The sequence below is a fragment of the Phyllobacterium sp. 0TCS1.6A genome, assembly GCF_026420825.1.
Classification (GTDB): domain Bacteria; phylum Pseudomonadota; class Alphaproteobacteria; order Rhizobiales; family Rhizobiaceae; genus Phyllobacterium.
Genome location: NZ_JAPMAB010000002.1, coordinates 666,852 through 689,224, shown reverse-complemented (window position 1 = coordinate 689,224; position 22,373 = coordinate 666,852). Strand labels below are relative to the sequence as shown.

Genomic DNA, 22,373 nt, shown 5'->3' with positions numbered 1-22,373 from the left:
GTTTATCCCTTTACGGCGCCGGACATGAGGCCGCGGACGAAATAGCGCCCGGAGACGATGTAGACGATGAGTGTTGGCAGTGCTGCGAGAATGGCACCGGCGAAATGCACGTTGTATTCCTTCACGCCCGTCGATGAATTGACGAGATTGTTGAGCGCGACGGTCATGGGCGTACTGTTGAAGCCGGAGAAGGATGCCCCGAACAGGAAGTCGTTCCAGATATTGGTGAACTGCCAGATGACGGAGACGACGATGATCGGCCCCGAGGACGGCAACAATATCCGCCGGAATATCTGGAAGAATCCGGCGCCGTCGATCTGGGCCGCACGCACCAGCTCAGTTGGAAAGTTCTCGTAGTAATTGCGGAAATAGAGCGTGGTGAACCCGAGGCCGTAGATGACATGCACGAGGATGAGGCCGGGTATGGTTCCCGCAAGGTCGAGGAGGCGCAGCATCCGCGCCATCGGGATGAGCACGATCTGGAACGGGATGAAACAGCCCAGCAGGAGCATGCCGAAGATGATATTCGAGCCGCGGAAGCGCCACTTCGTCAGCACGTAGCCATTGAGCGCACCGAGGATGGTCGAAATGGCGACGGCGGGCACGACCATGATGATCGAATTGATGAAATAGGGCCGCAAGCCGGTGGGCTGCACGCCGATCTGCGCCGTCGACCAGGCGGCGAGCCATGGCTCGATCGTCCATTCGCTGGGCGGGGAAAGCATGCCGCCACGACGTATCTCGTCGAGCGTCTTCAACGAATTGACGACCATGACGTAGAGCGGCAGCAGGTAATAGAAGGCGAACAGCAGCAGGGCGGTGTAGATCAGCGCCCGGGTCAGGCGGCCGCTCGTGATCGCGTTGTCGGGGTTCGGATGGCTCATTTGTTGCTCCCCCTGATTTCGGAATAGAGATAGGGGATGATGATCGAGAAGATCATGATCAGCATGATGATTGCCGACGACGCACCAATGCCCATGGAATTGCGGGTGAACGTATAGGAATACATGAAGGTCGCAGGCAGTTCCGTGGCCTGGCCGGGGCCGCCGCCGGTGAGCGCGATGACCAGGTCGTAGGCCTTGATGGCAAGGTGCGCCAGGACGACGAAGGCCGAAAGAAAGACCGGGCGCATCAGCGGAATGATGATCCGCCTGTAGATCATGGTCGTCGATGCGCCATCGATCTGCGCTGCCTTGATGATTTCATTGTCCACGCCGCGCAACCCGGCCAGGAACATGGCCATGACGAAGCCGGAGGACTGCCAGACGGCGGCGATGACGACGGTATAGATCGCCATCTTGGAATCCTTGATCCAGTTGAAGGAGAAGCTCTCCCAACCCCATTGGTGCATCGTGTTTTCAAGGCCGATACCCGGGTCGAGAAACCATTTCCAGGCAACGCCGGTCACGATGAAGGACAGCGCCATGGGATAAAGATAGATGGGGCGCAGAAAGCCTTCGATGCGTATCTTCTGGTCGAGAAGAATGGCGAGGCCGAGACCGATGACGCTGCAGATGATGATGTAAAGTGAGGCGAAGATGCCGAGATTGGTGATCGCGCGCCACCAGTGCGGCAGCGCCCAGAGCTTGCGGTAATTCTCGAAACCGACGAAACCATAGGTCGGCAGCATCTTGCTGTCCGTGAAGGACAGGATGCCCGTATAGACGATGAAGCCATAGACAAAAATGAGTACGATAAGAAATGTCGGGCCCAATACCAGCTTTGGTATGAGATCCTGAATGCGGCTGCGGGTATCCATAGCCTCGCCCCCTTAAATATGAATGCTTGTAATTGCCGCGTTCCCGCGGAGAGCCCGCCCGGGCCTTGTCGGCTCGGGCGGGCCTGGTATTACTTGGCGGCGTCTACAGCTGCCACCAGTTCCTTGACGGCGTCCTCGGAGCTGAGTTCGCCGTTGAACTGACGCGTAACGACGTCATAGATCGCATTCTTCACCGCTGCCGGGTTGGCGTGGCCGTGCGCCATCGAACCATAGAGCGTGCCGGCCTTGTTCGCCTCGGCCAGATCCTTGATCGCCTTCTTGCCGCAGGCATCGAACGCGGTGTCCGGAACGTCCGTGCGTGCCGGGGCCGAACCCTTGACCACGTTGAACGCGGACTGGAATTCCGGATTCTCGATGGCGGATGCCATGACGAGCTGGGCCTTGGTCTTGTCGTCGCTCACCTTGAACATGGCGAACTGATCGGAGTTGAAGGTTACTGAACCCTGCGTCCCCGGGAAGCGCATGCAGACGAAATCCTTGCCAGGCTCCTTCTTGGCCTTGACGAACTCGCCCTTGGCCCAATCGCCCATGAACTGGAGACCGGCCTTGTTTTCGATCACCATGGCGGAAGCAAGGTTCCAGTCACGACCCGAGAAATTGTCGTCGACATAGGTCCGCAGCTTCGTCATGCGGTCGAACGCTTCCTTCATCTTCTCGCCGCCAAGTGCTGCCGGATCGAGATCGATGAACGCCGATTTGTAGAAGTCGTTGCCGAGCGAGAGAACGACCGCGTCGAAGATCGTCGCATCCTGCCAGGGCTGGCCGCCATGGGCGACAGGGGTGATACCCTGCTCCTTGAACTTGTCGAGAAGCGCGATGAGCTCGTCCCAGTTCTGCGGCTCCTTGCCGCCGGCCTTGTCCAATGCGGCCTTGTTGATCCAGATCCAGTTGGTGGAGTGGACGTTCACCGGCGCGGCGATCCAATGTCCGTCATATTTGGAGAATTGCTGCAGCGCCGTCGGGATCACGTCATCCCATTTTTCCTTGGCGGCGACTTCGTCGAGATTGCCGAGCGAACCCTGCTTTGCCCAATCGAGAATATCGAAGCCGAGCATCTGGACGGCAGTCGGTGCATTGCCGCCGGTGACGCGAGCGCGCAGGACCGTCATGGCCTCCGTGCCGCCGCCGCCCGAAACGGGCATGTCCGACCAGCTGATGCCTTTGGATTCGAGGTCTTTCTTCAATACTTCAAGCGCCGTGGCCTCGCCGCCGGAGGTCCACCAATGCAATACTTCCACATTCTCGGCTGCATGCGCGGCCGAAGCGACGCCAAGCAGCATTGCCGATGCGGCAACCGTATTAATTAAATTTCTCATTCAAGCCTCCCACAAGAAAAAATGATAAAAATAACCGACTGCAGTTTCCCAGAGTCCGCTACATCAATACATGATGCAGAATGACCCATACAATCGATTTAATCGCCTGACCATACTACTTTCCGCCTACCTAGCTGCGTGTTGAGCGTCTTGGTTTCCGTATAATCCTCCACGGCGTGACGTCCGAGCTCGCGTCCGAGCCCCGATTGTTTGTAGCCGCCGAAAGGCAGCTCCGAAGCGCCGTCCATGAACGTGTTCATCCAGATCGTTCCGGCCCTGATCTTGCGCCCCATGCAAAGGCACGTATCGAAGTCGCGGCTCCAGCACCCGCCGACAGGCCATAGTCGATCGAATTGGCTATCGTCGCTGCTTCTTCCGCCGTTTCGAATGTGAGCACCGACAGGACGGGACCGAACACCTCTTCCCGCGCCACCGCCATATCCGGCTGCACGGCGGAAAGGATGGTCGGCGCCATATATTGCCCGATGCCGAGATCGAGCGGCTCGCCGCCATGGCGGATCTGCGCGCCGGAAGTTTCCGCCGTGCGAACATAGGTGACGATCTTCGCAAGAGGTTCCGGCGTGATGATAGCGCGAATAAAAAAGCGGCGCCGAAGCGCCGCTTTCCTTACCCAGCGAAGGGCTTACTTGTTCCAGCTCTTGACCAGTTCGTCGTAATTGATGGTCTGCGGCTTTTCTTTTTCGTTCTCGATCTTGAGCTGAGGAGCCAGATTGCCCTTGGCAACGGCGTCCTTGTTCCAATATTCGAGATCTTGCTCTTCAGCCAGTTTCGGGCCGATATCGCCCTGGATGCCAGCCCGTTCGAGCCGTTCCATGACCTTTTCCTGCTCGGCGCAAAGCGAATCCATGGCTTCCTGCGGTGTTTTCGCGCCGGAAGAAGCGTCGCCGATTGCCTGCCACCAGAGCTGGGCAAGTTTCGGATAATCCGGAACGTTGGTGCCCGTCGGCGACCACTGGACGCGAGCCGGCGACCGGTAGAATTCTATCAACCCGCCGAGTTCAGGCGCGCGCTTGGTGAAGCTTTCGTGCTGGATCGAGCTTTCGCGGATCAAAGTCAGGCCGACATGGCTCTTCTTGACGTCGACGGTCTTCGACGTGACGAACTGCGCATAGAGCCAGGCGGCCTTGGCGCGATCGTCCGGCGTGGACTTCAGCAATGTCCAGGAACCCACGTCCTGATAGCCGAGCTTCATGCCGTCTTTCCAGTAGACGCCATGGGGCGAGGGAGCCATGCGCCATTTCGGCGTCCCGTCATCGTTCATGACGGGAAGTCCCTTCTTCACCATGTCCGCGGTGAAAGCCGTGTACCAGAAGATCTGCTGGGCGACATTGCCCTGTGCGGGAACGGGACCGGATTCGGAGAAGGTCATTCCCTGGGCTTCCGGCGGTGCATAGGCCTTCATCCAGTCGAGATATTTCTGGATGGAGTAGACCGACGCAGGTCCGTTCGTGTCGCCGCCGCGTGCAACGCACGAGCCGACCGGCTGGGACTTCTCGTTGACCTTGATGCCCCATTCGTCGACCGGCAGGCCGTTGGGGAGGCCCTTGTCGCCATTGCCTGCCATCGACAGCCAGGCATCGGTGAAGCGCCAGCCCAGCGACGGGTCCTTCTTGCCGTAGTCCATGTGGCCATAGACCTTCTTGCCGTCGATTTCACGTCCGGTGAAGAATTCGGCAATGTCCTCATAGGCCGACCAGTTGACCGGAACACCGAGATCATAGCCATACTTGGCCTTGAAATCGGCCTTGTTCTTTTCGTCGTTGAACCAGTCGTAGCGGAACCAGTACAGATTGGCGAATTGCTGGTCCGGCAGCTGGTAGAGTTTGCCGTCCGGCGCGGTGGTGAACTTCGTGCCGATAAAGTCGGCGAGGTCGAGACCCGGATTGGTGACGTCCTTGCCCTCATTGGCCATCCAGTCCGTCAGGCTGCGGGCCTGCTGGTAGCGCCAATGCGTGCCGATGAGGTCGGAATCGTTGACATAGGCGTCATAGACGTTTTCGCCCGACTGCATCTGCGTCTGCAGTTTTTCGACGACGTCACCCTCGCCGATCAGATCATGGGTGATCTTGATGCCGGTGATGTCACTGAATGCCTTGGCGAGGACCTTGGACTCATATTCGTGGGTCGTGATCGTTTCCGAAACCACCTTGATCTCCATGCCGGCGAATGGCTTCGCAGCATCGATGAACCACTGCATCTCCTTCTCCTGGTCCGCGCGCGGCAGCGAGGAGAGATCACCGATTTCCTTGTCAAGAAAGGCCTTGGCCTCATCCATGCCTGCATAGGCCCCTCCAGCGCCGAAGAGCAGCGCCAGAGCCGTTGTTGCCGTCAATAGTCGCGTTCGCATGATTGTCCTCCCAGAGTTGCGATTGCATCTTTCACCACCGGCACCTGCCGGCGGTGGAATTCTAGACGAAGCGGAACACGCCAATGGCGTAGACCACCGATAGAGCAAGAGCCCACCATAGATTGGGACCGACGAGGCCAAGCCAGGCGAGATGGATGAAAGCGCTGCCGAGCAGCGACACGAAAAGCCTGTCGCCGCGCGTGGTTTCGAAATGCAGTACCCCGACGCGCGGATTGCCGCCGGGGGAGAAATATTCCCAGACCGCCATGCCGATCAGCAACAGCAGGATCGTCAGGAAGAAGAGCGCCGTCGGCAATGTCCACGCCATCCATGAGAAATTCATCATACCCTCCCCAGGGCGAAGCCCTTGGCGATATAGTTTCGGACGAAGTAGATCACGATCGCGCCCGGAATGATCGTCAGCACGCCGGCAGCCGCCAGCACGCCCCAGTCGAGGCCGGAAGCGGATACGGTGCGGGTCATGATCGCGGCGATCGGCTTGGCGTCCGTTGTCGTCAAGGTGCGGGCAATCAGCAGCTCGACCCAGGAGAACATGAAGCAGAAGAAGGCGGCGACGCCGATGCCACTTGCGATGAGCGGCACGAATATCTTCACGAAGAAGCGCGGGAAGGAGTAGCCGTCGATATAGGCGGTCTCGTCGATCTCCTTCGGCACGCCCGACATGAAGCCTTCAAGGATCCAGACCGCGAGCGGAACGTTGAAAAGACAATGCGCGAGCGCCACCGCGATATGCGTGTCGATCAGTCCGAACGCCGAATAAAGCTGGAAGAAGGGCAGCGCGAATACGGCGGGCGGTGCCATCCGGTTCGTGAGCAGCCAGAAGAACAGATGCTTGTCGCCGAGGAAGCGATAGCGCGAGAACGCATAGGCGGCCGGCAGCGCCACCAGTACGGAAATGACGGTATTCATCACCACATAGATGATCGAATTTATGTAGCCCTTGTACCAGGACGGATCGGTGAAGATGACCGCATAATTGTTCAGGGTCGGGTTCTGGGGCCAAAGCGAGAAAGTCCCCAGGATTTCCTGGTTCGTCTTGAAGCTCATATTGATGAGCCAATAGATCGGAAGCATCAGGAATATGATATAGAGGGTCGGCACCAGCCACCACAGCTTCGACTCGTCGCCGCGCTTGCGCATGCGGCGTGCCAGGGCCTTGTCGATGCGGCGCTGTTCTGCCGTGTGGGTCGCGGCGGATCCGCGGGCAACTGTTTCGCTCATGTCAGCGCTCCGCATCGTAATTCGTCATGACGGTATAGAATACCCATGACATCAGCAGGATGATCAGGAAGTAGATGATCGACATGGCAGCCGCCGGGCCGAGGTCGAACTGGCCGACGGCCATCTTCACCAGGTCGATCGACAGGAATGTCGTGGAATTGCCCGGGCCGCCGCCGGTGACGACGAACGGTTCGGTATAGATCATGAAACTGTCCATGAAGCGCAACAGCACGGCAATCAGCAGGACGCGGTTCATCTTCGGCAATTGAATGTAGCGGAACACCGCCCAGCGCGAAGCGCCGTCGATCTTGGCTGCCTGGTAGAAGGCATCCGGAATGGAAACCAGCCCGGCATAGCACAGCAGAACCACGAGACTGGTCCAGTGCCACACATCCATGATGAAGACCGTGATCCAGGCATGGACAGGATTCTGGACGTAGTTGTAATTGATGCCCAATGCCTCGAGCGTACGGCCCAACAGGCCGATATCGACGCGGCCGAACACCTGCCAGATCGTACCGACGACGTTCCACGGGATCAGCAGCGGCAGTGACATCAGCACGAGGCAGACGGGAACGCCCCATCCGCGCCGCGGCATGTTCAAGGCGATGACTATGCCAAGGGGTATCTCGATCAGCAATATGACCAGCGAAAAGAAGAGATTTCGCCCCAGCGCCGCATGAAAACGGTCCGAATGCAGGATTTCCTCGAACCACTCGGCACCGGCCCAGAAGAACTGATTATTGCCGAACGTGTCCTGGACCGAATAATTCACCACCGTCATGAGCGGTATCACCGCGGAGAATGCGACCAGCAACAGCACCGGAAGGACCATGAACCAAGCTTTGTTATTCCAGGTCTTTTCCATGATCAGCCCTCCACCCGCCAGCTATCGGCGTAGATATTGATGCCTCGCGGGTCGAAGGCGACATGCGGCTCCGTCGGAATTTCCTGGCCTTCGCCGACGATGATTGCGAGTTCCTGGCCTTCCAGCCGCGCGCGGACGATCTTGTGGCGGCCGATGTCTTCAACCTTGGCGATGGTAACGGGCATGCCCTGCCGGCCGAGCCGGACATATTCCGGCCTGATGCCAAGCTCGACTTTCGTGGCATCGCCCAGCTTGGCGGGAGCTGGAAGCTCGATCCGGTGACTGCCGAGACTGGCGATTGCGCCAGCCAGCTTCACCGGCATGACATTCATGCCGGGAGAGCCAATGAAATAGCCGACGAAAGTATGTTTCGGCCGCTCGAACAACTCTTCCGGCGTGCCGATCTGCACGATCTCGCCCTCATACATGACGACGACCTTCTGGGCGAAGGTCAGTGCTTCCGTCTGATCGTGAGTGACGTAGACCATGGTATAGCCGAAGCGACGGTGCAGTTGCTTGAGCTGCGACCGCAGCATCCATTTCATGTGAGGGTCGATCACCGTCAATGGTTCGTCGAAGAGAATGGCATTGACGTCGGAACGCACGAGACCTCGGCCAAGCGAGATCTTCTGCTTCTGGTCCGCGGTAAGGCCCCGCGCCTTCTTTTTCGCCCAATCTGCCAGATCGATCATATCCAGCGTTTCGCGCACCTTGCGATCGATATCGGCCTCCGGCACGCCACGATTGCGCAAGGGGAAGGCAAGATTGTCGTAGACGCTCATCGTGTCGTAGATGACGGGAAACTGGAACACCTGAGCAATATTGCGTTCCTGGGTCGACAGATTGGTCACATCCTGGCCATCGAACAGCAATTGCCCGTGCGACGGATGTATCAGGCCTGAAATGATGTTGAGCAGCGTGGTCTTGCCGCAGCCCGAGGGGCCGAGCAAGGCATAGGCGCCGCCATCGTCCCAGCTGTGATGCACTTCGCGCAGCGCATAATCCTTCGGCGATTGCGGATTTGGGCCGTAGGCGTGGCGAATATGATTGAGGTCGATCTTTGCCATCTTCGTTCCTAGGCCGCTTTCTTCGCTGTCGATGCGACGGACCGGCCGTCATCGGCAAACAGCATGAGATTGCGTGGGTCGATGAATATGTCGATTTCTTCATCGGCGGCGTAAATATGAATGCCGTGGGTGAGCATGGTCCAGCGCGCATCGGCGAAAGCGAGGTGCACGAAACTCTCGGAGCCGGTGATTTCCGTGCCGATGACCTTGGCCCTCAGCGCGATATGGTCGGAGCCGCCGCTGGACGTACCGACATGGTGCGGCTGGAAGCCAATCGTGTAGTTGCCATCGGCGAGCGCACCGAGATGGGCCGGCACGGCGAGGCGCAGTTCACCGTCCAGCTGGAGCGAGTTGCCGGCCTTCGTGAGCCTGATCGTGTTCAGCGGCGGATCGGCGAATGTCTGCGCGGTTATCAGATCGTCGGGACGCCTGAAGACGTCGATCGTCGGGCCAAACTGCGTTATCCGCCCCTCGGATAGCGTAGCGGTGTTCCCGCCCAGCAGCAGCGCCTCATGCGGCTCGGTGGTGGCGTAGACGAAGATTGCTCCGGTCTCCGCGAATATCTTCGGCAGTTCCTGACGCAGTTCCTCGCGCAGCTTGTAATCGAGATTGGCGAGCGGCTCGTCAAGGAGCACCAGTTTGGCCTTTTTAACGATGGCGCGCGCGAGTGCTGTGCGCTGTTGCTGGCCACCGGAAAGATTGAGCGGCGTGCGGTCCAGAAACGGCGTCAGCTTCAGCAGTTCGGCAGCCTTGCGCACCTCGCGATCGACCGTTCGCGCATCCACGCCCGCCACCCGCATGGGGGATGCGATGTTCTCGTAGACGGTGAAGGCCGGGTAGTTGATGAACTGCTGGTATACCATCGCGACGGAACGCTTCTGCACTGCGACGCCAGTCACATTCTCGCCGTCGAACCAGACGGAGCCCGAGGTCGGCACATCGAGACCGGCCATGATCCGCATGAGGCTGGTCTTGCCCGACAGGGTCGGGCCAAGCAGGACGTTCAATGTTGCATGTTCCAGGGTCAGCGAAATATCGCTGAGGTGGGGCTTGCCCCCGACCACCTTGGAAACATCACGCAATTCCAACATCACTTCTCCTCCCAGAGACGGTACGGCACCGCGCCGATCCCGTTCTCAATCATTCCGCTGCAATCTGCCGCCGGCGCTCAACCGCACTTTTCATGAACTGGTCCAGGGCATCGGCTTCGCTGGCATTCAGATGCAGCCCCATCTTGGTACGGCGCCAGAGAATGTCCTGCGCCACGATCGCCCATTCCCGGTCGATAAGATAGCGAACTTCGGCTTCATAAAGATTGGAACCGAAATGCCGCCCCAGATCGGCAAGCGCCCCTGCCTCGCCCAGAAGGAGGCGCGCCTTCGTGCCGTAAAGGCGCAGCAGACGCCAAGCATGACGCTGGTCGAGAAATGGATAATCGCCCATCAGCCTGCGCAACTCGCTATCGAATCCATCGACGGCGAAATCGCCTCCGGGCAGAGTGCCCCGTGCCGTCCATGGATCGCCGCGCTTTCCGAGCCGTTCCTCGATCTTCTCGAGCATATGTTCGGCCAGACGCCGGAACGTCGTGATCTTGCCGCCGAAAATATTGAGGAGCGGCGCCATGCCCTCCGGCCCGTCGGCCTTCAGCACGTAGTCGCGCGTCGCCTCCTGCGCCTTCGACGCACCATCATCATAGAGCGGACGTACGCCGGAATAGGTCCAGACGACATCTTCCCGCTGTACCGGAGCCGCGAAATACTCGCTGGCAGCGGCACAAAGATAGTCGATTTCGGTGTCGCTGATCGTCACCTTGGCCGGATCGCCGTGATAATCCTGGTCGGTCGTGCCTATGAGCGTGAAATCCTGCTCATAAGGGATGGCGAAAATGATCCGGCCATCGGTGTTCTGGAAGAAATAGGCGCGTGGATCGTCGAATTTCTTGCGCACGACGATATGGCTGCCTTGGACAAGGCGCACATTATGCGGCTGGTTGCTGCCAACCACGCCGCTGAGAACATCGTCCACCCACGGGCCGGCCGCATTGACCACCAGCCGCGCCTGTATCTCTTCCTTCGCGCCGCTCAGCATGTCCTGCACGGTCAGCGTCCAGCGATCCGTATCGCGGCGCGCACCGACGACCTTGGTGCGCGTGCGCAGGATGGCGCCCTTGTCGGCCGCATCGCGTGCATTCAGCGCGACGAGCCGCGCATCGTTCACCCAGCAATCGGAATATTCGAACGCCTTGGTGTAGAGCGACTTCAGCGGCCGCGCCGCCGGATCATTGCGCATATCGAGCGTTTTCGTGGCCGGCAGCAGTTTGCGCCCGCCAATATGATCATAAAGGAAAAGCCCGAGACGAAGCAGCCATGCCGGCCGCAAGCCCGCATGGTGGGGAAGAACGAAGCGCATGGGCCAGATGATATGGGGCGCGCACGCCCACAGCACTTCCCGCTCCATGAGCGACTCGCGCACAAGCCGGAACTCGTAATATTCCAGGTAGCGCAGCCCGCCATGGATGAGCTTGGTCGATCCGGACGAGGTTCCGCTGGCCAGATCGTTCATCTCGGCGAGGAAAACGGAGTATCCGCGCCCGACAGCATCGCGGGCAATACCGCAGCCATTTATGCCGCCACCGATGATGAATATGTCGTGGACTTCGCCCGCCAAGCTGAACATTCTCCCGTAATTTCGCACCGCACCATCCATTCGCAAATGCGAAAGGTGACTGCCACAATTTCGAAAGCAATACGAAACTATAACGAATATACTTCGCAACGAGATCGGGCACAAGTGCCTAAACGGAGGTCTCGATCAGGCGGACATCGGCATCCCTGCAGATCTGCCTTATACCCTCGCTTTCACAGCGGTCGGTGATGAACGTATTGACCTGCGACAGGTGGCCGATGCGTACGGGCGCGGTGCGCTCGAACTTGGTCGAATCGGAAACCAGAATGACATGACGCGCATTGGCCATGATCGCCTGGGCCACCTTGACCTCCCGAAAATCGAAATCAAGCAAGGCCCCGTCATGATCGATCGCCGAAGTTCCGATAACGGCGAAATCGACCTTGAACTGGCGTATGAAATCCACTGCCGCCTCGCCGACGATACCGCCATCCGATCCGCGCACCACGCCGCCGGCAATCACCACTTCGATGTCGGGATACAACCTTAATCTATTGGCAACATTGATGTTATTGGTGATGACCATCAGGCCTTTGCGGTCGAGCAAGGCCTGGCCGACGGCCTCTGTCGTCGTACCGATATTGACGAAGAGCGAGGCATTGTCGGGGATGAGATCGGCGGCCGCGTGCCCGATTGCCTCCTTCTCGCCCGCTGCGATCAATCGGCGGGCTTCATATTCCAGGTTCTGGACACCCGAAGGAAACAGTGCGCCACCATGAATGCGGCTCAGTAAGCGCTGCTCGCACAGATCATTCAGATCCTTGCGGATCGTTTGCGGCGTGACATTGAAATGAACGGCAAGATCATCGACGAGAACGCGCCCCTGCTCCTTCGCCATTTCCAGTATCTCGGCGTGTCGCGGGGGCAGGAACATGAAATTCACCTTCGTTTTCGTTTTGGCGCGACCTATACGAAAACGAAAATCGCCCTGTGTCAATTATCCGGCACTCGAAAGCGGCGTCTTTCCCGCCTTCAGGCCGTCTCACCCTCGATAATGTCGAATCCGGTATTGATGATCGTCTTGTCCTCCGGCCTGACCCTGCTTTCGAGGAGTTTTTCCGCTGCCGTTCGGCCAATGAGAAAGCGCCGCGATAAAATGGTCGAAAGCGGCATGGGCAGCGCCTGGCCGATGTCGAGGCCATTGAAGCCGAAGATCCCGAGCTTTTCCTTTACCGGTATTCCCGCGTGCATGCAGTGAAATATGCCGCCGAGCGCCATGTCGTCATTGGGGAAGATGACGACATCGAGCTCCGGATGTTGCGCCAGCAGGATTTCAAGACTGTCGCGGCCGATCTTGGTGGAACTCCCGCCGGGCGTGCGGTGTTCGGCAACGAGCGACAGGCCTGCCTCCTGCAGGGCCGCGCGGAGACCGTTATAGCGGGCGCTGGCCCGATCGTCGGTTTCGATCATATGGCCGGCATAGCCGAAATTGCGGTAGCCCCGGCTGATGAGGTGACGCCCGGTGGCATGGCCCGCTTCATGGTGGGACATGCCCACTGCGATATCGACCGGATCTCCATCGATATCCATGACCTCGGCCACGCGGAAACGGCCTCGCTCAAGATAGCGCCGAGCGGTGGCGGTATGATGCAGCCCTGCGACGATCACCGCGGCTGGTTTCCATGCAAGAAAGGACAGAAGAATCCGCTCCTCGACCACCGGATCATAGTCCGTGACGCCGATGACCGGCTGGAACGCCGTCTCGGTAATGGCGGTATGAATGCCGCGCAGCACGTCGGGGAACACGATGTTCGACAGCGAGGGCAGAACCACCGCCATGAGCGTCGACGCCGCAGATGCGAGGCTCCCCGCAGCCCGATTGGGAATGTAGCCGAGTTCGGCGATCGCTCTCTGCACCCGCGCCCGCGTGGCATCGGCGATGGGGCCCTGGTTGCGCACGACGCGCGAGGCGGTGATTTCGCTCGTTCCGGCCAGCCTCGCGACGTCGGCAAGCGTCGGCACATCCGTGTCGTTGTACCCGTTGCGTTTGCGCTGCATAGACAGACCCAGAGCCTTAAAAAAGAATAATGACAGCGCTACCATAAAGCCCTTGATGAATGCTAGCCAGTGTGCATAACTTTGTGGCAGCGCTGTCATAGCGAGACTTGTGGTGCGCGCCGGGAGGAAATTCGTTCATGCATGTGATGGTTATCGGTGCAGCCGGTATGGTTGGCCGCAAACTGCTCGACAAGCTTGCCGCAGAGGCGGGAATACTTGGCGGGGATATAGAGAAACTGACGCTCGTCGACGTCATCGAGCCGCTCGCGCCAGCCGGATTTGCAGGCAATTGCATATCAAAGGCCGCCGATCTGGCCGATCCCGGCGTCGCGGAGCAATTGATCACGGCGCGCCCGGACGTGATATTCCACCTGGCGGCCATCGTATCAGGTGAAGCCGAGGCTGATTTCGAGAAGGGCTATCGGGTCAATCTGGACGGAACGCGCGCCATATTCGAAGCGATCCGGCTCGAATCCAGGAAGGCTCCGTACCGTCCGCGCGTGATCTTCGCGTCTTCCATCGCGGTCTTCGGCACGCCCTTCCCCGACAAGATCGGCGACGAATTCTTCACCACGCCGCTGACCAGCTACGGCACTCAGAAGGCGATCTGCGAACTCCTGCTGTCGGATTACAGCCGCAGGGGCTTCTTCGATGGTATCGGCATCAGGCTTCCGACGATCTGCATCCGTCCCGGAAAACCCAACAAGGCAGCATCCGGCTTCTTCTCCAACATATTGCGCGAGCCATTGTCGGGACAGGAAGCCGTTCTGCCGGTCGACGAGAGCGTGCGGCACTGGTTCGCGTCTCCGCGCGCGGCCGTCGGCTTCTTCATCCATGCCGCGACGCTGGACCTCGAAAAGGTCGGCCCGCGCCGCAACCTGTCGATGCCCGGCCTTTCCGCACTCGTCGGCGAAGAAATAGAAGCCTTGAAACGCGTTGCCGGTGAAAAGGCCGTGCGCCTCATCCGCCGGGAGCCGGACCCGACGATCCAGAAGATCGTTGCGGGCTGGGCGACCGATTTCGACGCCACCCGTGCGGCAAAACTGGGCTTCAAGGCTGAAACCGCCTTCGATGAAATCATTCGCGCCCATATCGAGGACGAACTTGGCGGAAAGATTCCTGCATGAGCATTCAAGATTCAGGCAAGGGCAAGATCGCCCTCGTGACCGGCGGCGGAACCGGCGTCGGCAAGGCCATCACCACGGCGCTTCTCGGCGTCGGCTATACGGTCGTCATTTCTGGCCGGCGCAAGGATGTCCTTGACGCTGCCGCCAAGCAGCTTGCCGACGAGACGAAGGGCAAGGTGGTGGCGTTGACGGCGGATGTAAGCGACGCCGCATCGGTCGCGGCGCTGTTCGCTTCCATCAAGCAGGAGTTCGGCCGGCTTGACCTGCTCGTCAACAATGCCGGCGTCAATGTCCCGAATGTTCCTATCGACGAACTCGACGTCACGCACTGGAATGCCATTGTCGGCGCCAACCTCACTGGCGTATTCCTGTGCACCCAGCAGGCGGTGAAGCTGATGAAGTCCCAGTCGCCGCGCGGTGGCCGCATCATCAATAACGGCTCGATATCGGCGCAGACGCCGCGCCCGAACACCGCGCCCTATACCGCGACCAAGCATGCCGTGACAGGCATGACGAAATCGACGGCGCTCGATGGGCGGGCATTCGACATCGCTTGCGGCCAGATCGATATCGGCAATGCCTCAACGGACATGACATCGAAGATCGCAACGGGCATTCTACAGGCGAATGGCGAGACGGCAGCGGAGCCGACGATACCGGCAAAGCACGTCGGCGATGCGGTCGTCTACATGGCAAGCCTGCCGCTTGACGCAAATGTGCTGACAATGACCGTAATGGCTACCAAAATGCCCCTGGTGGGACGCGGATAAAACGAATGGACGGCATGGGAGAGATGCAGTCCAGGCATAATCGGAGGAGAACGCATGGCATCAGTTGAATTCGCCAATGTACGGAAATCATTCGGGACGCACCCTGTCATCAAGGGCGTCGACATCGAGATCGCCGATGGCGAATTCGTTATTCTCGTCGGCCCCTCGGGCTGCGGGAAATCGACCCTGTTGCGCATGCTCGCCGGCCTTGAGAACATCTCCGCCGGAGAAATACGCATCGGCGGCCAGGTGGTGAACAATCTGGCGCCGAAAGAACGCGACATCGCGATGGTCTTCCAGAACTACGCGCTCTATCCGCACATGACGGTAGCCGACAACATGGCGTTCTCGTTGAAGCTGAAAGGCGCGGCTCGATCGGAGATCGACAAGCGGGTGAAACCTGCCGCCGAGATCCTTGGGCTGACGCCGCTTCTCGACCGTTTTCCCCGGCAATTGTCGGGCGGACAACGACAGCGCGTCGCCATGGGGCGTGCCATCGTGCGCGACCCGCAAGTGTTCCTGTTCGACGAGCCGCTCTCCAATCTCGACGCCAAGCTGCGCGTGGCGATGCGCGCCGAAATCAAGGAATTGCACCAGCGGCTGAAAACGACCACCGTCTATGTCACCCACGACCAGATCGAAGCCATGACCATGGCCGACAAGATCGTGGTGATGCATGATGGCATCGTCGAGCAGATCGGGGCGCCGCTGGAACTATACGACCAGCCGGCCAATCTCTTCGTGGCAAGCTTCATCGGGTCGCCTGCCATGAACATGATCAAGGGCAAGCTCGATCCCGACAGTGCGTTGAAATTCAAGTCTGAAAGCGGTGTCGAGCTGCCGGTCGCCAAAGCACCGGAAAGCGCCAAGGGCCGCAACCTCATCTACGGCCTGCGCCCGGAGCACATGACGATCGCCGCGGGCGGCATTCCGGCCGAGGTGGTGGTTATCGAGCCGACCGGGTCGGAGACGCAGATGATCATGCGTGTCGGCACCGATCTCGTCACCGGCGTATTCCATCAACGCATCAGCGCCAAACCCGGCGAGAAGATCGGCCTGTCGATCCATGCCGAAGCCACCTACCTCTTCGACGCCGAGACGGGGAAGAGACTGGTATAACCGACAAGACGGCGGCCGCCATTCGGGGAGCGGCAACCGGACGAGAGTCCCCGAGACCGGGCTTCAAAATGTGGGAGCGTTTTGAGCGGCCTTTAACAAAGGAGGAGCATCAATGACCATCAATAGAAGACATCTTCTGGGAGCGTCGGCCGGACTTGTAGCGGCCGCGGGCCTGAACCGTTTCGGACTGAGCCCCGCATTTGCACAGGGTGCGGCACCGGCATACAAGCCGGAAGAAGGCGCCAGCCTGCGCCTCCTGCGCTGGGTTCCTTTCGTACCGGCCGAAGAAGCCGCCTGGCTGGCCAATACGAAGAAGTTCACCGAAGCGACCGGCGTCGAAGTCCGCATCGACAAGGAAAGCTGGGAAGACGTGCGCCCGAAGGCCGCCGTTGCGGCGAATGTGGGCTCGGGACCGGACATGGTCATGAGCTGGTTCGACGATCCGCATCAATATCCGGACAAGCTGGTCGACCTGACGGAACTGGGCGAGTATCTCGGCGGCGCCCATGGCGGTTGGTATGCCGGCCTTGAAGGCTATGCCAAGCGGGACGGCAAGTTCATCGCCCTGCCGCTTTGCGCCATCGGCAATGCCGTCATCTACCGCGAGAGCCATATGAAGGCTGCCGGGTTCAGCGAGTTTCCGAAGGACACCGCAGGCTTCCTCGAATTGTGCAAGGCATTGCAGGCGAAGGGTACGCCGGCCGGCTTCCCGCACGGCAAGGCTGTCGGCGACGGAAACAATTACGCTCACTGGTTGCTGTGGAGCCATGGCGGCAAGATGGTCGACGAAAGCGGCAAGGTCACGATCAACAGCCCGGAAACGCTGGCTTCGGTCAAATATGCGCAGGAACTCTACAAGACCTTCATCCCCGGCACCGAGAGCTGGCAGGATGTCAACAACAACCGCGCCTTCCTCGCCCGCCAGGTATCGCTGACCGCCAATGGCGTCTCGGCCTATTATACGGCGCTCAAGGATCCCGGCATGAAGGACATTGCGGACGACATGCGCTCCACCAACCTTCCGATCGGCCCGGTCGGCCAGTCGGTGGAACTGCACCAGGCATCGACATTGTCGATCTTCAAGCACACCAAATATCCGGAGGCAGCCAAGGCCTACCTGCAGTTCATGTATCAGGCCGACAACATGAACGCCTGGATCGAAGGCGCCAGCGCCTATTGCTGCCAGCCTTTGAAGGAATTTGCGGCGAACCCGGTCTGGAAGTCCAATCCAATCCACGCCGCCTATGCCAAGGCTTCCGATACGCTGCGTCCCAACGGCTATGCAGGACCACTCGGCACGGCTTCGGCCGGCGTAATGGCAGACTATGTGCTCGTCGACATGTACGCAACGGCGGTCACCGGCCAGATGACGGCAGAAGAAGCCATCGCCCAGGCGGAGAAGCGGGCAAACCGCTACTACAACGTATAGGATGACGGACATGGCGACAGGCACGCGGGCAAACCCGATCAGCGGCGACGCAGATCGCGCCGCGATGTCCTGTCGCCATGTCCAGTTCCACCTCCTTTGCGCAAATCCAGATCGTAGTCCATTGCCCGCAGCCCTGCTGCACAAGGGGAGATCCGCCCAATGAGTGCTGTCTCATCCAATTCCTTTGCGAGAAGCAATACGGCCGTCGGCCTCTTTTTCATGTTGCCGGCAGCCGCATTTCTTCTTTGCTTCCTGACTTATCCGCTTGGCCTCGGCGTATGGCTCGGCTTCACCGACGCCAAGATCGGGCGGGACGGCATATTCATCGGCATCGAAAACTACCAGGCGCTGGCGCGTGACTCCGTCTTCTGGATGGCCGTCTACAATACGGTGCTCTATACTTTCATCGCCTCGGTGCTGAAATTCGGCTTCGGCCTCTGGCTTGCGCTCATCCTGAACGAGCATCTGCCGTTCAAATCCTTCTTCCGTGCCATAATTCTTCTTCCCTGGGTCGTGCCGACGGTGTTGTCGGCGCTCGCCTTCTGGTGGATTTACGATGCGCAGTTCTCGATCCTTTCCTGGAGCCTGATGCAGATCGGCTGGATCGACGGACCGATCAATTTCCTTGGCGATCCCAACAATGCGCGAGCATCGGTCATTGCCGCCAATGTCTGGCGCGGCATCCCGTTCGTCGCCATCTCCCTGCTCGCAGGGCTGCAGACGATACCGCAATCGCTGCACGAGGCGGCATCGCTGGACGGCGCGACGGGCTGGCAGCGTTTCCGCTTCATAACCTTGCCGATGCTCACGCCGATCATCGCGGTCGTGATGACGTTCTCGGTGCTCTTCACCTTCACCGATTTCCAGCTGATCTATGTCCTGACCAAGGGCGGACCCGTCAACGCCACCCACCTGATGGCTACATTGTCGTTCCAGCGCGGCATCCCCGGCGGCCAGCTTGGCGAGGGCGCGGCGATTGCCGTGGCAATGATCCCATTCCTGCTCGCATCGATCCTGTTCAGCTTCTTCGGCCTTCAGCGCCGCAAATGGCAGCAGGGCGGACAGGATTGAGAGAGAGGAACCAATCATGAGCATAGCAGAACAGAACGCGCCTCTCTCCGACGACGCACAGGGCATGAGCTACCTGAACAGGCTGCCGCGGCGCATCGTCGTGATCTACCTCCCGCTGCTTGTCTTCGTTTTCGTCCTGTTGTTCCCATTCTACTGGATGGCGATCACGGCGGTTAAGCCGAATTCGCAGCTGACGGATTACTCCAACTACAGCCCGTTCTGGGTGGTGAAACCGACGCTGGATCATATCAAATACCTGCTGTTCGAGACCTCCTATCCGGGCTGGCTGTGGAACACGGTCGTCGTGTCCGTCTGTGCGACCGTCCTGTCGCTCGCCGCTTCCGTATTCGCCGCCTATGCGATCGAGCGCGTCCGGTTCTCCGGGTCGAGATCCGTCGGACTCCTCATCTTCCTCGCCTATCTGGTGCCGCCGTCGATCCTGTTCATTCCGCTTGCCGTCATCGTGTTCAAGTTCGGCATCTACGACACGAAGCTCGCGCTCATCTTCACCTACCCGACCTTCCTGATCCCTTTCTGCACCTGGCTGCTGATGGGCTACTTCAGGTCGATCCCGTTCGAGCTCGAGGAAAGTGCCCTCGTGGATGGCGCATCGCGCTGGCAGATCCTTGTCCGGGTCATATTGCCGCTGGCGGTGCCGGGACTGATCTCTGCCGGGATTTTTGCCTTCACATTGTCGTGGAATGAGTTCATCTACGCACTGACCTTCATCCAATCCTCGGAAAACAAGACCGTGCCAGTCGGCGTCCTGACGGAATTGGTGAGGGGCGATGTTTTCGAATGGGGCTCGCTCATGGCCGGCGCATTGTTCGGCTCGCTGCCAGTCGTGATCCTCTATTCGTTCTTCGTCGATTATTACGTTTCGTCCATGACCGGCGCGGTCAAGGAATAAGATATGGGGGCTACAGCCCCTTTCAGGAGCAACAACCAAATGACAAATACCAAGGCCCCGAAGAAATTGCGCTCTCAGGAGTGGTTCGACAATCCAGACAATCCGGGGATGACTGCGCTCTATCTGGAGCGCTACCTGAACTTCGGCCTGACCCGGGGCGAACTGCAGTCCGGCAAGCCGATCATCGGCATTGCCCAGACCGGCTCGGATCTTTCGCCCTGTAATCGCCATCACATCGAACTGGCGAAGCGGGTCCGCGAAGGCATCACCGCCGCCGGCGGCATCGCATTCGAGTTCCCCGTGCATCCGATCCAGGAGACCGGCAAGCGGCCGGGCGCGGCGCTCGACCGCAACCTCGCCTATCTCGGCCTCGTCGAGCTGCTCTATGGCTACCCGCTCGACGGTGTCGTCCTGACGATCGGCTGCGACAAGACAACGCCGGCCATGCTGATGGGCGCGGCAACGGTCAATATTCCTGCCATCGCCCTCTCCGTCGGCCCCATGCTCAATGGCTGGCATCGCGGCGAGCGGACCGGTTCCGGCACGATCGTCTGGAAATCACGCGAGAGGCTCGCGGCTGGCGAGATCGACTATAATGAATTCATGGACATCGTTGCGTCTTCGGCACCATCGGTCGGCTACTGCAATACGATGGGCACGGCGACGACGATGAACTCGCTTGCCGAGGCACTGGGCATGGAACTGCCCGGCGGCGCGGCCATACCTGCCCCCTACCGCGAGCGTGGCCAGATCGCCTACGACACGGGAAAGCGCATCGTCGACATGGTTTGGGAGGATCTGAAGCCTTCGGACATCATGACGCGCGCGGCCTTCGAGAACGCGATCGTCATCAATTCGGCCATTGGCGGCTCGACCAACGCGCCCATCCACCTGAATGCGATTGCCCGCCACCTGGGCGTGCCGCTGGACAATGATGACTGGCAGGAAATCGGCCACGACATTCCCCTGCTGGTCAATCTGCAGCCTGCAGGCGAATATCTGGGCGAAGACTACCACCGCGCTGGCGGCGTGCCCGCCGTCGTCGCCGAATTGATCAAAGCCGGACGCCTGCCTCATCCCGGCGCAGTGACGGTCAATGGACGCAGCATAGGCGAGAATTGCGAAACCGCTGAAAACCTCAACACCGACGTCATCAAGCCCTTTGACGCGCCACTCAAGACGAAGGCCGGCTTCATCAACCTGAAGGGCAATCTGTTCGACAGCGCCATCATGAAGACAAGCGTCATTTCGCCGGAGTTCCGCGAACGTTATCTTTCCAATCCGGAAGATCCGGAGGCTTTCGAGGGCGTTGCCGAGGTTTTCGACGGGCCGGAGGATTATCACCACCGTATCGACGATCCAGCGCTCAATCTCAACGAGCACAGCATCTTGATCATGCGCGGCACCGGCCCCATCGGCTATCCTGGCGCCGCAGAAGTGGTGAACATGCAGCCGCCGGCCTATCTCATCAAGCGCGGCGTCCATGCACTGCCATGCCTCGGCGATGGTCGCCAGTCCGGCACGTCGGGCTCGCCTTCCATCCTCAACGCCTCGCCGGAAGCGGCCGTCAATGGCGGCCTGGCGCTCGTCCGGTCGGGCGACCGCCTGCGGATCGACTTGAGAGCCGGCACGGCCAACATCCTGATCGACGATGCGGAGCTCAAGGCCCGTAAGCAGCAGCTCACGGCAGCCGGCGGATATAAATATCCGGCAAGCCAGACGCCGTGGCAGGAGATCCAGCGCGGCATGGTAGGGCAGTTGGCCGAAGGTATGACTCTCGAACCTGCGGTTGGCTATCAGCGCATTGCCCAGACCAAGGGCCTTCCCCGCGACAACCACTAGGCAGAAGACGGCAATGGCCAATATCATCAGGCGTTATGAGGGACGGCACGCGGTCATTACCGGCGGTGCTTCCGGGATCGGGTTCAGGACGGCCGAAAGGATCATCTCGGAGGGCGGCACCGTCACCCTCTGGGATGTCGATGCCGGCAAGATCGATGCCGCGCGCCAAGCCCTCGGCCCTTCCGCCCATGGTATCAGCCTGGACGTCTCGTCGCCCGAACAGGTGGAGAAGGCCGCGAAGGAGACGGAAGCGGCCTTCGGCAAGGTCGATGTGCTCGTCTGCTCGGCGGGGATCACCGGCCCCAATGCCAAGCTTGCCGATTACCCCATCGAAGAGTGGAAGCGGGTTTTCGACATCAACCTCAATGGGTTGTTCTACTGCAACCGCTTCATCGTGCCGATCATGCAGCGCAACGGCTATGGGCGTATCGTCAATGTCGCGTCGATCGCCGGCAAGGAGGGCAATCCCAATGCGTCCGCCTATAGTGCCTCCAAGGCAGCCGTCATAGGATTGACCAAATCGCTCGGCAAGGAACTCGTCGCTGACGGCATAACCGTCAATGCGATCACGCCCGCAACCGTCGATACGCCCATTCTTCAGCAATTGAAGCCTGAGTTCATCGATTACATGCTGTCGAAGATTCCGATGCAGCGCTTTGGCAAGGTGGATGAACTGGCATCTCTGATAAGCTGGATAGCCAGTGAAGAATGTTCGTTTACGACCGGTGCGGTCTTCGATATTTCCGGCGGACGTGCTACGTATTAGCGATACCCACCAGTG

At 59.6% G+C, this 22,373-nt stretch carries 20 protein-coding genes and 1 pseudogene; 8 read left to right on the top strand and 13 right to left on the bottom strand.

Annotation, left to right across the window (positions count from 1 at the left end):
* Positions 1-2: 2 nt before the first annotated feature.
* The 13 genes and pseudogenes from OSJ75_RS07465 to OSJ75_RS07405 form a co-directional block, all read right to left on the bottom strand.
* Positions 3-884 (bottom strand): carbohydrate ABC transporter permease, encoded by an 882-nt coding sequence (locus tag OSJ75_RS07465; RefSeq protein WP_250019012.1) that lies wholly within the window; start codon positions 882-884, stop codon positions 3-5.
* Positions 881-1,759, bottom strand: coding sequence for a carbohydrate ABC transporter permease (locus OSJ75_RS07460; RefSeq protein WP_250019013.1), 879 nt, complete (start codon positions 1,757-1,759; stop codon positions 881-883). The genes OSJ75_RS07465 and OSJ75_RS07460 overlap by 4 nt, the downstream gene beginning before the upstream one ends.
* Positions 1,760-1,848: 89 nt before the next feature.
* A complete protein-coding gene (locus OSJ75_RS07455) occupies positions 1,849-3,096 on the bottom strand; it encodes an ABC transporter substrate-binding protein (protein ID WP_267227401.1) in 1,248 nt (415 codons plus the stop codon).
* 98 nt (positions 3,097-3,194) lie between these two features.
* Positions 3,195-3,694, bottom strand: a pseudogene (locus OSJ75_RS07450) (aldehyde dehydrogenase family protein); the annotation flags it as partial.
* A 45-nt stretch (positions 3,695-3,739) separates the two neighbouring features.
* Complete coding sequence (locus OSJ75_RS07445; protein WP_250019015.1) at positions 3,740-5,464, bottom strand: ABC transporter substrate-binding protein; 1,725 nt, start codon at positions 5,462-5,464, stop codon at positions 3,740-3,742.
* Between the two features lie 61 nt (positions 5,465-5,525).
* Positions 5,526-5,807, bottom strand: coding sequence for a DUF2160 domain-containing protein (locus tag OSJ75_RS07440; RefSeq protein ID WP_250019016.1), 282 nt, complete (start codon positions 5,805-5,807; stop codon positions 5,526-5,528).
* The gene (locus OSJ75_RS07435) at positions 5,807-6,625 is read right to left on the bottom strand and encodes a carbohydrate ABC transporter permease (protein WP_267227509.1); all 819 of its coding nucleotides are present in this window, start codon (positions 6,623-6,625) and stop codon (positions 5,807-5,809) included. The genes OSJ75_RS07440 and OSJ75_RS07435 overlap by 1 nt, the downstream gene beginning before the upstream one ends.
* A gap of 82 nt (positions 6,626-6,707) precedes the next feature.
* The gene (locus OSJ75_RS07430; RefSeq protein WP_250019017.1) at positions 6,708-7,574 is read right to left on the bottom strand and encodes a carbohydrate ABC transporter permease; all 867 of its coding nucleotides are present in this window, start codon (positions 7,572-7,574) and stop codon (positions 6,708-6,710) included.
* Between the two features lie 2 nt (positions 7,575-7,576).
* Positions 7,577-8,641, bottom strand: a complete 1,065-nt coding sequence (locus OSJ75_RS07425) for an ABC transporter ATP-binding protein (protein WP_250019018.1) — start codon at positions 8,639-8,641, stop codon at positions 7,577-7,579.
* 8 nt (positions 8,642-8,649) lie between these two features.
* A complete protein-coding gene (locus OSJ75_RS07420; RefSeq protein ID WP_267227400.1) occupies positions 8,650-9,732 on the bottom strand; it encodes an ABC transporter ATP-binding protein in 1,083 nt (360 codons plus the stop codon).
* A 49-nt stretch (positions 9,733-9,781) separates the two neighbouring features.
* On the bottom strand, positions 9,782-11,317 hold the full coding sequence (gene glpD, locus OSJ75_RS07415) for a glycerol-3-phosphate dehydrogenase (protein WP_416362528.1): 1,536 nt from the start codon (positions 11,315-11,317) through the stop codon (positions 9,782-9,784).
* 118 nt (positions 11,318-11,435) lie between these two features.
* Complete coding sequence (locus tag OSJ75_RS07410; protein ID WP_267227398.1) at positions 11,436-12,200, bottom strand: DeoR/GlpR family DNA-binding transcription regulator; 765 nt, start codon at positions 12,198-12,200, stop codon at positions 11,436-11,438.
* A 98-nt stretch (positions 12,201-12,298) separates the two neighbouring features.
* Complete coding sequence (locus OSJ75_RS07405; RefSeq protein ID WP_250019022.1) at positions 12,299-13,324, bottom strand: LacI family DNA-binding transcriptional regulator; 1,026 nt, start codon at positions 13,322-13,324, stop codon at positions 12,299-12,301.
* A 137-nt stretch (positions 13,325-13,461) separates the two neighbouring features.
* Here OSJ75_RS07405 and denD point away from each other — a divergent pair, with 137 nt between their 5' ends.
* The 8 genes from denD (at position 13,462) to OSJ75_RS07365 (ending at position 22,358) form a co-directional block, all read left to right on the top strand.
* Positions 13,462-14,451, top strand: a complete 990-nt coding sequence (gene denD, locus OSJ75_RS07400; protein ID WP_250019023.1) for a D-erythronate dehydrogenase — start codon at positions 13,462-13,464, stop codon at positions 14,449-14,451.
* Entirely contained in the window at positions 14,448-15,221 is a 774-nt protein-coding gene (locus OSJ75_RS07395) for an SDR family oxidoreductase (protein WP_267227396.1), read from the top strand. Before denD ends, OSJ75_RS07395 begins: the two co-directional genes overlap by 4 nt.
* Positions 15,222-15,275: 54 nt before the next feature.
* The gene (locus OSJ75_RS07390; RefSeq protein ID WP_250019025.1) at positions 15,276-16,340 is read left to right on the top strand and encodes an ABC transporter ATP-binding protein; all 1,065 of its coding nucleotides are present in this window, start codon (positions 15,276-15,278) and stop codon (positions 16,338-16,340) included.
* Between the two features lie 112 nt (positions 16,341-16,452).
* Positions 16,453-17,769, top strand: coding sequence for an ABC transporter substrate-binding protein (locus tag OSJ75_RS07385; protein ID WP_267227394.1), 1,317 nt, complete (start codon positions 16,453-16,455; stop codon positions 17,767-17,769).
* Between the two features lie 159 nt (positions 17,770-17,928).
* On the top strand, positions 17,929-18,840 hold the full coding sequence (locus tag OSJ75_RS07380) for a carbohydrate ABC transporter permease (RefSeq protein ID WP_250019027.1): 912 nt from the start codon (positions 17,929-17,931) through the stop codon (positions 18,838-18,840).
* Positions 18,841-18,856: 16 nt separating this feature from the next.
* Positions 18,857-19,750 (top strand): carbohydrate ABC transporter permease, encoded by an 894-nt coding sequence (locus OSJ75_RS07375; RefSeq protein ID WP_250019028.1) that lies wholly within the window; start codon positions 18,857-18,859, stop codon positions 19,748-19,750.
* A gap of 39 nt (positions 19,751-19,789) precedes the next feature.
* Positions 19,790-21,592: an IlvD/Edd family dehydratase gene (locus OSJ75_RS07370; protein WP_267227393.1), complete on the top strand. Its 1,803-nt coding sequence runs from the start codon at positions 19,790-19,792 to the stop codon at positions 21,590-21,592.
* 13 nt (positions 21,593-21,605) lie between these two features.
* Positions 21,606-22,358, top strand: coding sequence for an SDR family NAD(P)-dependent oxidoreductase (locus tag OSJ75_RS07365; protein ID WP_250019030.1), 753 nt, complete (start codon positions 21,606-21,608; stop codon positions 22,356-22,358).
* Positions 22,359-22,373: the final 15 nt, after the last annotated feature.

What these genes read in the sequence shown, in the direction of transcription:
- OSJ75_RS07420 (WP_267227400.1), bottom strand. Translation starts at nt 9,732, where the DNA reads ATGTTGGAATTGCGTGATGTTTCCAAGGTGGTCGGGGGCAAGCCCCAC.
- OSJ75_RS07425 (WP_250019018.1), bottom strand. Translation starts at nt 8,641, where the DNA reads ATGGCAAAGATCGACCTCAATCATATTCGCCACGCCTACGGCCCAAAT.
- OSJ75_RS07395 (WP_267227396.1), top strand. Translation starts at nt 14,448, where the DNA reads ATGAGCATTCAAGATTCAGGCAAGGGCAAGATCGCCCTCGTGACCGGC.
- OSJ75_RS07435 (WP_267227509.1), bottom strand. Translation starts at nt 6,625, where the DNA reads ATGCGCAAGCGCGGCGACGAGTCGAAGCTGTGGTGGCTGGTGCCGACC.
- OSJ75_RS07465 (WP_250019012.1), bottom strand. Translation starts at nt 884, where the DNA reads ATGAGCCATCCGAACCCCGACAACGCGATCACGAGCGGCCGCCTGACC.
- OSJ75_RS07385 (WP_267227394.1), top strand. Translation starts at nt 16,453, where the DNA reads ATGACCATCAATAGAAGACATCTTCTGGGAGCGTCGGCCGGACTTGTA.
- OSJ75_RS07455 (WP_267227401.1), bottom strand. Translation starts at nt 3,096, where the DNA reads ATGAGAAATTTAATTAATACGGTTGCCGCATCGGCAATGCTGCTTGGC.
- OSJ75_RS07390 (WP_250019025.1), top strand. Translation starts at nt 15,276, where the DNA reads ATGGCATCAGTTGAATTCGCCAATGTACGGAAATCATTCGGGACGCAC.
- OSJ75_RS07365 (WP_250019030.1), top strand. Translation starts at nt 21,606, where the DNA reads ATGGCCAATATCATCAGGCGTTATGAGGGACGGCACGCGGTCATTACC.
- OSJ75_RS07380 (WP_250019027.1), top strand. Translation starts at nt 17,929, where the DNA reads ATGAGTGCTGTCTCATCCAATTCCTTTGCGAGAAGCAATACGGCCGTC.
- OSJ75_RS07460 (WP_250019013.1), bottom strand. Translation starts at nt 1,759, where the DNA reads ATGGATACCCGCAGCCGCATTCAGGATCTCATACCAAAGCTGGTATTG.
- denD (WP_250019023.1), top strand. Translation starts at nt 13,462, where the DNA reads ATGCATGTGATGGTTATCGGTGCAGCCGGTATGGTTGGCCGCAAACTG.
- OSJ75_RS07410 (WP_267227398.1), bottom strand. Translation starts at nt 12,200, where the DNA reads ATGTTCCTGCCCCCGCGACACGCCGAGATACTGGAAATGGCGAAGGAG.
- OSJ75_RS07440 (WP_250019016.1), bottom strand. Translation starts at nt 5,807, where the DNA reads ATGAATTTCTCATGGATGGCGTGGACATTGCCGACGGCGCTCTTCTTC.
- OSJ75_RS07445 (WP_250019015.1), bottom strand. Translation starts at nt 5,464, where the DNA reads ATGCGAACGCGACTATTGACGGCAACAACGGCTCTGGCGCTGCTCTTC.
- OSJ75_RS07370 (WP_267227393.1), top strand. Translation starts at nt 19,790, where the DNA reads ATGACAAATACCAAGGCCCCGAAGAAATTGCGCTCTCAGGAGTGGTTC.
- OSJ75_RS07430 (WP_250019017.1), bottom strand. Translation starts at nt 7,574, where the DNA reads ATGGAAAAGACCTGGAATAACAAAGCTTGGTTCATGGTCCTTCCGGTG.
- OSJ75_RS07375 (WP_250019028.1), top strand. Translation starts at nt 18,857, where the DNA reads ATGAGCATAGCAGAACAGAACGCGCCTCTCTCCGACGACGCACAGGGC.
- OSJ75_RS07405 (WP_250019022.1), bottom strand. Translation starts at nt 13,324, where the DNA reads ATGCAGCGCAAACGCAACGGGTACAACGACACGGATGTGCCGACGCTT.
- glpD (WP_416362528.1), bottom strand. Translation starts at nt 11,317, where the DNA reads ATGTTCAGCTTGGCGGGCGAAGTCCACGACATATTCATCATCGGTGGC.